The organism is Roseovarius sp. D0-M9 (genome assembly GCF_037083805.1).
Taxonomy (GTDB): Bacteria; Pseudomonadota; Alphaproteobacteria; order Rhodobacterales; family Rhodobacteraceae; genus Roseovarius.
Window position 1 is genome coordinate 27,778 of sequence record NZ_JBAPKZ010000010.1, and the last position, 12,521, is coordinate 40,298.

Genomic DNA, 12,521 nt, shown 5'->3' on the forward strand with positions numbered 1-12,521 from the left:
TATTTGGAAAACGGACGCATGGGCGACAGCACCGACGATTCTTCTAGCGCAGCGCAGGGCGCGCTGCCGGACAGGTCACTCGAAGAGGAAGAGAACAACGGGTTTTTCCGGCGCATCTTCGGCGCGTTCTCGCCTTCGGAGACCGAGACTGCCACCGATGAGGAGACCGCCGCCATTGTCGCGCGCGACGCACGTGACGCGCGGGGGCTGCTCAACCTGCGTGACAAGGTGGTCGAGGATGTCGCCATCCCCAAGGCTGATATCGTCTCGATTCCCTCGACCATCACCCAAGGCGAGCTGGTCCATGTCTTTCGCGACAGTGGCATGACGCGTCTGCCCGTATTTGAGGGCACGCTCGATTCGCCTGTTGGTTTTGTCCATCTCAAGGATTTCGCATTGCGCCACGGCTTCAACGGCGATGCCGAGGATGCCTTCGTGCTGAAGGACATGCTGCGCCCGCTGCTATACGTGCCGCCCTCCATGCGCATTGGTGTTCTGTTGCAAAAGATGCAGACTGACCGCCGGCACATGGCGCTGGTCATTGACGAATACGGCGGTGTGGACGGCCTTGTGACGATCGAGGATCTGATCGAGCAGGTGCTGGGCGAGATCGAGGACGAGCATGATATCGGCGAGGATGATTACTGGTCCGAGGAAAAACCCGGCTGCTATATCGCGCTGGCCAAGACGCCGCTGGAAGAGTTCGAGGAACATATCGGCCAGTCGCTGACCGATGTGGACGACGTTGACGAGGAAGAAATCGACACGCTTGGCGGCCTCGTCTTCATGCTGCTGGGCCGGGTTCCTGTGCGCGGTGAAGTGGTCGAACACCCCAGCGGAACCGTTTTTGAGGTTATCGACGCCGATCCGCGCCGGATCAAGCGCCTTCGCGTGCGTGTGCCTTACGCGGGCGCCCATGCCTGACATGCCCTCGAGGGGCTGGCGAGGCAACGCTCTGCTGGCTGCCGTGACCTTTGCACTGGGAGTGGTCGCGGCCCTCGGGCAGGCGCCGTGGTCGCTTTGGCCAGTGTCGCTGATTGCATTTGCGGGTCTCTACGGGGTGTTCGCCTGTGCCCGCACGTGGCGGCACGCGGGCTGGCTGGGCCTTGCCGGGGGGGCTGGATATTTCGCCCTTGCGCTCAGCTGGATCGTCGAGCCGTTCCTCGTGGATGTTGCGCGCCACGGCTGGATGGCCCCATTTGCCCTCGTCTTTTCCGCGGCTGGTTTCGCGCTCTTCTGGGCGGGGGGACAGGCGCTGGCGCGCGCGCTTGTGCCGCAGGGCGGGCGCGGGGCGGCGCTGGTCTGTGTGGCGGCGCTGACGGCTTGCGAGGCGCTGCGGGGCTGGGCCTTTACCGGCTTTCCATGGGCGCAGCCCGGCCACGGCTGGATCGCGACGCCGATGTTGCAGTGGTCCTCGATCGGCGGCGCGCTGCCGCTGACGGCTGTGATGCTGGGCGCAGGCGCAGGCGCGTGGCATCTGGTGATGGGCCGCCGTGCGGAAGGCGCAGGCGCGCTGTTGATCGTGGCGGCGCTCTATGGGCTGGGGCCGATGCTTGGCGGCGCGCCAGCGGCCGGTCCCGGCGCACCTGTGATCCGGCTGGTTCAGCCGAACGTCCCGCAAGAGCAGAAGTGGGATCCGGCTTACATGGATTTCCACTTTGATCGGCAGATGGGATATACGGCTGCCGGAGAGGTGCCGGACCTTTTCGTCTGGCCTGAAACCGCCTTGCCGATGTTGCTGAACCGCGCGGATGCCGTCTTGGATGACATCGCGGTGGTCGCGCGCGGCGCACCCGTCGTGCTGGGCGTGCAGCGGGCAGAGGATTCGCGCTATTTCAACTCGCTTTTGCTGCTGGACGGGCAGGGCCGGCAGGCCGCGCTTTATGACAAGCATCACCTCGTGCCCTTTGGCGAGTATATGCCGCTGGGCAATCTGTTGGCACGTTTCGGCATTCGCGGCCTCGCGCAGCAGGGCGGTTATGGCTATTCGGGCGGGCCGGGGCCAGAGCTGATGGACATGGGCGCGCTTGGCCGCGCCGTGCCGCTGATCTGCTACGAGGGGGTCTTTGCCCGCGACGTGGCGGGCGTGCCTGGAAGGGCTGATTTCCTGTTGCTCGTCACGAACGATGCATGGTTCGGTGAGGTTTCGGGCCCCTACCAGCACCTTGCGCAGGCCCAGCTGCGCAGCGCCGAGCAGGGCCTGCCGATGATCCGCGCCGCCAACACGGGTGTGTCGGCCATCATTGATGGCACCGGGCGCATCACCGCGCAGATCCCGCTGGGACAGGCGGGCTATCTGGACGCGGCCCTGCCGCCGCCCTTGCCGCCGACGATCTACGCGCGCACGGGTGATTGGCCCGCGTTGCTGCTGCTGGCGCTGATGCTGGCCGTGCCCGCAGCGCTGCACCGCGGAAGGTTGAGAAGGGCGGCCGCTTTATAGCGATTGACCTTATGCCACGCGGCGGGCTACCAACGCCGGAACCTGTCGCAACGGCTTCCTGGCGCGGCAGGATTACCTAATGGAGCGATTTCATGTCACGACAGAACTATACACTGACCTCCGAGTCCGTCTCGGAAGGGCACCCCGACAAGGTGTGCGACCGGATTTCAGACGCGATCCTCGACGCGTTTCTGACCGAAGAGCCGGAGGCGCGCGTCGCCGCCGAGACATTTGCCACCACCAACCGTGTCGTGATCGGAGGCGAAGTGCGCCTGCGCGATGAGGACAAGCTGATCAAGCTGCGCGACAGCATGAACGGCATCGTGCGGGACTGCGTGCGCGATATCGGCTACGAGCAGGACAAGTTTCACTGGAAGACGCTGGAGGTCACGAACCTTCTGCATGCGCAGTCCGCTGACATCGCCCAAGGCGTGGATGCCGCGGGCAACAAGGATGAGGGCGCGGGCGATCAGGGCATCATGTTCGGTTATGCCACGACCGAAACCGAAGAGCTGATGCCAGCGCCGATCCAGTTCAGCCATGCGATCCTGCGGCGCCTTGCCGAGGTGCGCAAGGATGGCACCGAGCCGTTGCTGTTGCCCGACGCGAAGAGCCAGCTGTCGGTCGTCTACGAGAACGGCAAGCCGTCGCATATCAGCTCGGTCGTGCTCAGCACCCAGCACGAACGCGAGGACCAGAGCGGCAAGGAGCTGACCCCCGGCGACGTGCGCGACATTGTCGAGCCCTACATCCGCGAAGTTCTGCCCGATGGCTGGCTGCGCGATGAAACGGTCTGGCATGTGAACCCGACAGGCGTTTTCGTGATTGGCGGCCCCGATGGCGATGCGGGCCTGACCGGGCGCAAGATCATCGTCGACACCTACGGTGGCGCCGCGCCCCATGGTGGCGGCGCGTTTTCGGGCAAGGATCCGACCAAGGTCGATCGCTCGGCCGCCTATGCCGCGCGCTATCTGGCCAAGAACGTTGTCGCCGCAGGCATGGCCAAGAAATGCACGATCCAGCTCAGCTATGCGATTGGCGTCTCGACCCCATTGTCGATCTATGCTGACACGCATCAGACCGGCGAAGTCGATCCTGCCGCCATCGAACGGGCGATCCGGGAATGCATGGACCTCAGCCCGCGGGGGATACGCGAGCATCTGTCGCTTAATCAGGCGATCTATCAGCGCACGGCGGCTTACGGCCACTTTGGCCGCGCGCCCGAGGCCGATGGCGGCTTCAGCTGGGAGCGCACGGATCTGGTGGACCGCCTGAAAGCCTGCGTCTGAACATAAGCCAAGCGGAATGCGCTGACGCGCATGCCGGTTTCTAAGGCGGCGGCCCTTGGCGGGGCCGCCGCTGCGCATTTTGCGAGCTTGATCTGCAACATGACCGCTGCGCCGCCCTTGGTCGGGCAGGGTGCTCGAAACTCTCCACCGGGGGAGGTTTCGGCGGGCTGGAATGACAGAGCTCAGCTGCTTCAGGTTTTCTGAGTGGCTGAAACAGCGAGATGATTTTCGCTCATCCGGGGCGGGGGGCCGGTCGCCGCGTTGGGGCAGGGAAGGACGCGGCGCAGGCAGCTGATCTACGAAAGCTCCTCGAAGCTGTGGCATTGGCCCGCAGGCCTCAATCCATGTGTTTACTCGTCTGATCTTTTGCCACAGGTTGGCCGCACAACGCAGGAGCGCATGACATGGCGAATTTTGATTGGCACGCGGAGCGCAGTGATCTGACGGGGATCGCCCTGTTGGACCGCGCCCCCGAGAGCGAAGGCATCGACCTCAAATCCGTCCGTCTCTATCGGCTAGGGCGCGTTCGCCGCGAGATGGAGCGCTATGGCGTCGATGCGTTGATCCTGTCGGACCCGATCAACATCCGCTATGCGACGGGCGCACGCAACATGCAGGTATTCTGCCAGCGAAACGCACCGTCGCGCTATCTGCTCCTGACGGCCGACAAATCCATCCTCTTCGAGTTCACGGGCTGCCTTCACCTTGGAGAGGGGTACGAGACCATCGACGAGGTCCGTCCCTCCAAGACCGCGAGCTTTGTCGCGGCGGGGCCGGACATTGCGCTGCGCGAAAAGGCGTGGGCCGCTGAAATGACGGATCTCATCACCGAACTGGTCGGCGCTGGCGCAACCCTTGGCATTGAGCGGCTCAACGCAGGCACGGCGATTGCCCTCAAGGACTGCGGGCTGACCATCGTCGATGCACAGCAGCCTGTGGAAATGGCGCGGGCGATCAAATCAGCTGAGGAAATGAAGTGCATCAATGCCTCGCTTCGGGCCACTGAGGCTGGCGTAGAGAAGTTGCGCGCCGCAATCCGTCCGGGCATGACGGAGAACGAGCTTTGGTCTGTTCTTCATCAGTCGGTGATCGCGCAGAATGCAGATTACTGTGAGACGCGGCTGCTGAATGCAGGGCAACGCTCGAACCCGTGGTTTCAGGAGACGTCCAGCAATGTGATCGGCGTGAACGAGTTGATCGCGCTCGATACCGACGTGGTGGGCTGCCACGGGTATTATTCCGACTTTTCGCGCACCTTTCATTCGGGGCCGGGCAAACCGACCGAGGTGCAGCGAGATCTCTACAAGGTCGCGTATGAGCAGGTAGAGCACAACATGAGCATTCTGAAGGCAGGCATGAGCTTTCGCGACTATGCCGATCGTGCCTGGGACATCCCGGATCAATATTATCAGAACCGCTATTACCTGTCGGCCCATGGCTGCGGGATGACGGGAGAGTATCCATATCTGTATCATCGCGGCGATTTCCCCGATGCGGGCTATGATGGTGAGATCCTGCCGGGCATGACCCTCTGCGTCGAAAGCTACATCGGTGCGGCGGGCGGCTCGGAGGGTGTGAAGCTGGAGCAGCAGGTGCTTGTGACCGAGGCTGGCATCGAGCTGCTGTCGCGTTTCCCGTTCGAGGAAGAGCTGCTGCGATAGGCGGCATCCGTCCGGCGAGCTGCGCCAGCGGGTCGCCGGTGTTGGTGGGCCGCTACGTTACGAGGCGACCAGCGGCGTGCTGGCGGCGATGGCCCATGCAAGGATCAGCCCAAGGGCAAGCCCCGATGTCGAGGGGCCTGCGCGCGCGGAGACCCAGCGCCCTGCGAGACCGTAGACGCACCAGAAAAGCACCATGACCGGCAGGACGGTAAAGGCGATCCCAAGGCGCGGCATCAGCAGCATAGCACCCAGCAAGACCGCCAGCGGCAGGACGCGCGCCACCAGACGCGGCAGCCAGCCCAGCCCCCGCGTCAGCATCGCGTCGGCCATGCAAAAGGGCACAGTCCCGAGCATGAGCAGCCCCATGACCTCAAGGCGCGGCCCCGTGGGCAGGAAGGCCGCCCCGTATCGGTCGAGCGCGAGCGCAAAGAGGCCAAGCCCCCAGAGCAGCAGGAGCATCAGCCCGGATGCGCTGATCCTGGGATCCGGTCGCAATCCGGCCCGCCAGAGCACGATCAACTGAACCGCGCCCCAGAGGCCGAAGAACGCGGCGAGCGCGCCAAAAGCGCTGAGGCCAAGGGCGCCTGTCGGCAAGAATACCGCCGCTGCCAAGGCCGGCAGGATGGGCGCCGCGAGGGGGACAAGCGCGCTGGACCAGCGGCGGCTCTCTGCCGGGGTCGCGCGTCCCAAAAGGCCCGCGAGCGGCCATGCCAGCGCGACAAGCGCAGCGAGCATCAGGGCGAGCCAAGGCCCGAGCCGGGGGATCGCAGATGCGGCTGGCTGATGGCCCATTGCGTCTGCGATCCAGTCTCGCGTCTCGGCAAGGGCGGCAGGGCTGTAGAGGACGCCGACATGGCCGACGCGCGGCGCGGCAACGGCGCGCCGGGTAACGTCACCCGAGGTGGCCGTGTCGCCTTCCTCGGCCTCTGGGTCGATCTGGTTCAGCCGGTCGAGGGCCACCTCGCGCAGCCGTCCCTCGCGGGCGCCCGAGATCATCAGCAGATTTTCGGGAAATTGCGCATCGACCGCGTCCGAATACATCGATATTGCGACCACCGCCGCGACATCGTCCAATTCGGCCGAGGCACGGATCACGATATCGGTGGCCATTGAATGCCCCAAAAGCGCGACCGGCCCCGACACACCCGGCAGGCCTTGGGCCGCGCGGGTCACCGCCACGGTCTGATCGACGAGCTGCGCCGTCGTGCCATCGAGCGATGAGACGTCGCGGTCCATCGGCTCGGGATGACGTCCGTGGCCGTGAAAGTCGAAGGTTGCCACCACAAACCCGGATCGTGCGAGCGTGATGGCCAGCGGTTGCATCATCTGGCGCGATCCTGCGTATCCATGCGCGATCACGACAAGTGGCGCCGCGCCAGCATCTGCCGGGCGCCACAGGGTGACCGGCGAGGATGCCATCCACCGCTCTTCAACCGCGTGCCCACTGCGCTGATGTTCCAGCCACGCCGCCGAAACTGCGGCCAAGAGGCTGGCCACGACCGCAACAAGAACCATTCTGGTGCAAAGACGTCTCATTGCCTCCTTTATAGTGTGCAGCCAGTGCGCGGGAAGGGAGACTTGGGGCGCGGGCGCTTTGCGGAGACACAGCGGGCCTCTTGGTGTCGGGCGATCTTGCGCCCAGCGGCTGCGCGGGCTAGAGGCTGCAGCCATGATCATGGACAAACATCCCTCGGGCGCGCCCTGGCGCAACTTCTATGGCCGCTTCAAGGGCAAGGCGCTGCGCAAGACGCAAGAAGAGGTCTTGGATGCGGACCTTGAGGGGCTCTCACCGGGCGCCATTGGCTGGGATGTGAATCCTGACCGAAAGGAGCTGGATGTCGCCACGCTCTTCGGCGGGCGGGATCTGTGGCTCGAGATCGGCTTTGGCGGGGGCGAGCATCTGGTGCACATCGCGCAGGCCGAGCCGGATGTGGGTCTGATCGGCTGCGAGCCGTATCTGAACGGCGTGGCCATGCTGCTGACCAAGCTGCGCAAGACGCCCGCGCCCAACGTGAGGGTGCATCCCGGCGACGCCCGCGATCTCTTCGACGTGCTGCCCGAGGCGTCCGTGGCGCGGGCCTATCTGCTCTATCCCGATCCTTGGCCCAAGGCACGGCACCATCGCCGCCGTTTCGTGACCGAAGAGCATCTGGCCCCGCTGGCGCGCGCGATGCGGCCGGGGGCCGAGTTGCGCGTGGCGACCGATATCGAGGATTACGTGCGCCAAACGTTGGAAGAAGTGCCGCGCTGCGGCTTTGACTGGCTGGCGCAAACGCCGCAGGACTGGCGCAAGCCCTGGGATGGCTGGATCCCGACGCGCTACGAGCAAAAGGCACTGCGCGAGGGGCGCGTGCCGCATTACCTGCGATTCCGCCGGCTCTGAGCCGCCAGTAATCTGGGCGCCTCGCAACAAGGCGCTTTCAGTAATCCAGCATTTTCAGGCTCAGCCGGTCGAGCATGCCAAGGCATTGCGTCAACTGGTCGAGGCTGACGAACTCATCGGCCTTGTGCGCCTGCTCGATCGAGCCGGGACCGCAGAGGATGGCCGACATGCCCATCGTCTGGAAAATGCCCGCCTCTGTGCCGAAGGGGACGACATCAGCATCGTTCGTTCCGGTCAGCTCCATCATGATATCGCGGGCCTCCGATACTTCGGCCGGGATAAGGCCCTCGACCTCGCCGATGGTTTCGGTCTGTATGTCGGCCTCGGGATAGACGGCGCGCATCGCAGGCAGCAGGACATCGGCGCAGTAGTGGGCAAGATCATCCTTGACGAGGGAAAAATCCGACGGCTGGACAGGGCGCATCTCCCAATCGACCTGCGCGGTCGATGGGATGACGTTATGCGCCACGCCCCCCACCAGCGCACCGGTGTTGATCGTCGTCCACGGCGGATCAAAGCGGCTATGTGCGGGCGCGCGCCCCTTCAGCGTGTCCTTGAGGGCCAGAAGGCGCGCCACGAAGAGTGCGGCATATTCCACCGCATTGACGCCCCAGTCCGGCCCCGAGCCGTGCCCCGCAAGCCCCGAGAACCGCGTAGTGTATTCGCAGCAGCCCTTGTGGCCCTCGATCACGCGCATCATCGTCGGCTCGCCGATCAGGGCGACCGCAGGTTTGAGGCCGCGGGCCGTCAGTGTCGCTGCCAGATCGCGCGCCCCGACGCAGCCGGTTTCTTCGTCATAGGTGAACGAGAAATGCAGGGGCCTGCGCCCGACGCGTTGGGCAAAGGTCGGCGCCATGGCCACGGCTGCGGCGATGAAGCCCTTCATGTCGCAGGCACCTCGCCCATAGAGCTTGTCCTCCTCTTCGTGCATCATGAAGGGGTCCGTGGCCCATTCCTGATCGGCCACGGGCACCACGTCGCTGTGGCCCGACAGGACGATGCCGCCGTCGCCCTCGGGGCCGATGGTGGCAAAGAGGTTCGCCTTGGCGCCTGCTGCGTCCTGCATCACCTCGACCCGTGCGCCCGACGCCTCCAGACGGGCGGCGAGGTAGTCGATCATATCAAGGTTGCTGTCCTGCGAGACGGTTGGAAAGCCAATCAACGTGCGCAAAAGCAAGAGGGTGTCATCGAGCGAGTGGTGCAAATCGAAGGCGTCCTTTGGCAAGAGTGGGGCATGGGCGCGCTGCGCTGAACCCATCTGTGGCACGCCGGCGTCTGCGTGCCAAGTGTTGCCGTATTGCTGCAATTTATAAGTGGCAACACCCTTTTGCAGTTAGACAAAATCACGTCTGTCGCGCTCGATTCCCCCAACTTCGGTGAAATTCACGGAAGGGTGAAAAAATTCTAGAGAATGTGGCAAAAGCTGGCTAAAAGAGAGGCAATTAAAGGTCATAGCTCCGGATCATAACTGGGGCATGATTGATAAGCAGGCCAAAGCGCCGCATTTGAGGAAGAGTGGTATTTATATGAATGCGATTGATTTCGTTGCCCGCACAGCTGCGGGCAGCTCCGAGCGTGGTATTGTGTTGGATGCTGGGCAAACTTCGGTGATCGACACCGCAGGTGCCAGCGAAATTTCCCTGAATTTGCGGCAGAGCGATATTCGCGGCTATGAACGCATTGGCAATGATCTCGAGATCACGCTTGCCGACGGGCGTGTCATCGTGCTGGGCGGCTACTTCGGGGCGGGCGCCCGGCTGTTCATCAGCGCGGATGGCTATCTCAACGAGGTCACGCTGAGCGAGGACGCCGGCGGAGAGATTTATGCTCAATACGGCCCCACGTCAGAGTGGAGCAAGTGGAGCCGATCGGACGATCTGATCTTTCTGGACGGAGCCGAGGTTGCCAGCGTGGGCGTCGGCACCGGCGAAGAAGAAGCATCGACGATGCTGGGCGCCGGGCTTCTGGGGCTGGGTGGGGCCTCCCTCTGGGGCGCGGGTGCTGCCGGAGCGGCGGTGGTCGCGGGCGGTGCGCTCATTGGCGGCGGTGAAGGTGGCGGCGGCTTTGCTGGCCCGGTGCGCACACCCCCGACCGTGGATCAGGACACGAACATCACGTTGGGCGGTGATGGTGTCGATGGCACGAACAGTCCCATCATCATCCGTGGCACCGCCGAGCGGGGATCGAACGTTGAGGTCACCATCGGTGACCAGACCCAAGAGACCACATCCGGTGAGGATGGCAGGTGGGAGGTCATCTTCGAGGGTGACAGCTTCCCGCAGGACGGCGAGCATGAAGTCGTCGTCATCGTGACCGAACCAGACGGGACCGAGACCGATCTGACGGGACCGACCATTGTCATCGACACCACGCCCCCCGCCGCTGATGTGACCCAAGGCACGGTCGGCTCGGGCGATATCTTCAACGCCGAGGATTTCGAGAACGGCGTCGACATTTCGGGCTCGGGCGAGGTTGGTGCGACTGTCGTGGTCACCGTCGATGGTGCCGTGCGCGAGACTGTCGTGGACGCGGACGGCAACTGGAGCGTGGGCTATGGGCCCGGAACGCTCGAGGGCGGCGAGCGTGTGGCAGACGTGCAGATCACTGCCACCGATGCGGCGGGCAATACCACACCCATCACCGATGGCGTGCAGATTGACACCATTCCCAACCAGATCGGCATCGACTTCAACACGATCGAGGGCGACGGCATCGTCAATGGCGACGAGGCGCGGGCAGGTATCGATCTGACCGGAACGGCAACGCCCGGCGCCGAAGTCGCCCTGGAATTCAACGGCGAAACGCAGACCGTCACGGCCAGCGACGCGGGCAGGTGGATCGCCATTTTCGACGGCAGCGGTCTGGCCAGCGGTCAATACACCATGGATGCTACCGCGACCAGCACGGACGCGGCAGGCAACGTGAACAGCGTGACCGGCCCAATCCGGATCGATACGCTGGTCGAGAACTTTGCCCAGGCAGGCACAATTGGCGGTGCCGACGGCGTAATCAACGCGGCCGAGGCGCGCGATGGCATCACGGTGGGCGGCACCGGTGAGCCGGGGATGCGCGTCGAAGTCACCTTGGCCGAACACACGGTGCAGGCCGATGTCGCAGCCAATGGCGACTGGATCGCAAGCTTTGCCGCAAACCAGATCCCCACAGGCACGCGGATCGAGACGATGACAGCGACCGCGTTCGATCTGGCGGGCAACCGGCAGATCATCACGACGCCTGTCGATATCGATACCGAGGCAGGTCATTTGACGCTGAATTCGGATGCGATTGGCGGCGATGGCGTCATCAACTTCGATGAGGCGCGGGCGGGCGTGCTGGTCACCGGGCAGGCGCCCGAGGGTATGCTGGTCACCGTGGTTCTGGATGGCGTGCGTCATCAGGTCACCGCAGGGCCTGGCAACGTCTGGCAAACCACCTACCAGCAGTCCGAGATCGCGCAAGGTGACCATACTCCCGATGTCTGGGCCTCGATCACCGATGCTGCAGGCAACAGTGCGCGCGTCGATGCGACGGTTCATGTCGACACGCAGGTCGACAACCTGAACCTGACGCCCCCCAACCTCGTCGTGGGAACCGACGGCGTATCGGTCATCAACAGCGCGGTCGCGGGATCGGGCTTTGACGTCACCGGCACGATTGAGCCGGGCTCAACGGTTTCGGTCACCATTGACGGCGTGATGCGCCCGGCAGTGGTTGATGACGCGGCAGGCACGTGGATCGCCCGGTTTGAGGGTGGCAGCATCCGGGGCGGGCAGTATGACGCCGACATCACGGTCGGCGTGCGCGATGATGCAGGCAACGTCTCGCGGATCGACAGCATCGTGAAGGTGGACACTTTCGTCGACGAATTGACCCGCGCCGAGGATCTTTTCGGCACCGACACAGTCGTCAACGCGGTTGAGGCGAAAGACGGCGTTACCGTGACCGGCACGGTCGAGCCAGGCTCGACCGTTCAGGTGGATGTTCTGGGCCGCAGCTATGATGCGACTGTCGCGGCCAATGGCGACTGGAGTGTCGATATTCCGGCGGCAGACATCCCGTCCGCCGATCAGACCTACGCCATGACCGTCATCGCCACGGATGCGGCGCGCAATGTCACTTCGGTCGAAGACACGCTGACCATAGACACGATTGTGCCGGATCATCCTGATATCGTCGGATATTTCCGCGAGGGCGGCGGATATCGCTCGGTCACGCTGGAGACACCCGAGGAGGCGGTGGTGATCCATCACGTGGGGCGCGATGGCAGTATCTCGGAGGCGGCGGTCCATGAAAGCGCCGATGCTTTCCTTGGCGAGACGGATTATCACTTTCTCGATGCGGCAGGCCGCCCTCAGAGCATTCCCGACGGCTCGCAGTTGATCGTCACCAGCACCGATGCGGCGGGCAACGCATCGAGCACCTATGTGGTGCTTGACGAGACCGACACGGATATCGTCAACATCTCGAACCCCGGCCTGCACGGTTTGCAGATCGAGGCGATTGACCTCAACTTTGGCGATCAAAGCAAGCTGACGCTGACCGAGGATATCGTCACGCGCCTGTCCGAGACCTCCGACACGCTGGTCGTGCATGGCGGCTCGGATGACCGTGTCACCATGCTGGGCGCGGCGCGCGGCGGCGCGGCGATGGTCGATGGCGAGGCGCATACGATCTACACATTGGGCGACAGTGCCCAGGTGCTGGTTGATGACGAGATCACCAACATCGTGATCTGAGGCGCAAGCAGA

At 64.1% G+C, this 12,521-nt stretch carries 8 protein-coding genes and 1 riboswitch; of the genes, 6 read left to right on the forward strand and 2 right to left on the reverse strand.

All coding sequences use genetic code 11. From position 1 onward, the window contains the following. Nucleotides 1-18: 18 nt before the first annotated feature. From V8352_RS08580 to V8352_RS08595, 4 genes are all read left to right on the forward strand, one after another. Nucleotides 19-924, forward strand: coding sequence for a hemolysin family protein (locus V8352_RS08580; protein WP_336423866.1), 906 nt, complete (start codon nucleotides 19-21; stop codon nucleotides 922-924). Continuing rightward, a complete protein-coding gene (gene lnt / locus V8352_RS08585) occupies nucleotides 917-2,440 on the forward strand; it encodes an apolipoprotein N-acyltransferase (RefSeq protein ID WP_336423867.1) in 1,524 nt (507 codons plus the stop codon). Before V8352_RS08580 ends, lnt begins: the two co-directional genes overlap by 8 nt. A gap of 39 nt (nucleotides 2,441-2,479) precedes the next feature. Further along, a riboswitch (SAM-SAH riboswitch) is annotated at nucleotides 2,480-2,527 on the forward strand. A 5-nt stretch (nucleotides 2,528-2,532) separates the two neighbouring features. Further along, nucleotides 2,533-3,729, forward strand: a complete 1,197-nt coding sequence (gene metK, locus V8352_RS08590; RefSeq protein WP_336423868.1) for a methionine adenosyltransferase — start codon at nucleotides 2,533-2,535, stop codon at nucleotides 3,727-3,729. Nucleotides 3,730-4,133: 404 nt separating this feature from the next. Then, nucleotides 4,134-5,390: a M24 family metallopeptidase gene (locus V8352_RS08595; protein ID WP_336423869.1), complete on the forward strand. Its 1,257-nt coding sequence runs from the start codon at nucleotides 4,134-4,136 to the stop codon at nucleotides 5,388-5,390. A gap of 57 nt (nucleotides 5,391-5,447) precedes the next feature. On the opposite strand, the gene V8352_RS08600 is transcribed toward V8352_RS08595, so the two are convergent. Continuing rightward, nucleotides 5,448-6,905 carry an alpha/beta fold hydrolase gene (locus V8352_RS08600; protein ID WP_336423870.1) on the reverse strand — a complete coding sequence of 486 codons (1,458 nt, stop codon included), beginning with the start codon at nucleotides 6,903-6,905 and terminating at the stop codon, nucleotides 5,448-5,450. A gap of 154 nt (nucleotides 6,906-7,059) precedes the next feature. On the opposite strand from V8352_RS08600, the gene trmB reads away from it, so the two are divergent. Next, entirely contained in the window at nucleotides 7,060-7,773 is a 714-nt protein-coding gene (gene trmB, locus V8352_RS08605) for a tRNA (guanine(46)-N(7))-methyltransferase TrmB (protein WP_336423871.1), read from the forward strand. Nucleotides 7,774-7,810: 37 nt separating this feature from the next. Here trmB and argE read toward each other — a convergent pair whose 3' ends face one another. Continuing rightward, nucleotides 7,811-9,031, reverse strand: a complete 1,221-nt coding sequence (gene argE, locus V8352_RS08610) for an acetylornithine deacetylase (RefSeq protein ID WP_336423872.1) — start codon at nucleotides 9,029-9,031, stop codon at nucleotides 7,811-7,813. Nucleotides 9,032-9,299: 268 nt separating this feature from the next. Here argE and V8352_RS08615 point away from each other — a divergent pair, with 268 nt between their 5' ends. Beyond that, complete coding sequence (locus tag V8352_RS08615; protein WP_336423873.1) at nucleotides 9,300-12,509, forward strand: Ig-like domain-containing protein; 3,210 nt, start codon at nucleotides 9,300-9,302, stop codon at nucleotides 12,507-12,509. The last annotated feature ends 12 nt before the right edge of the window (nucleotides 12,510-12,521 follow it).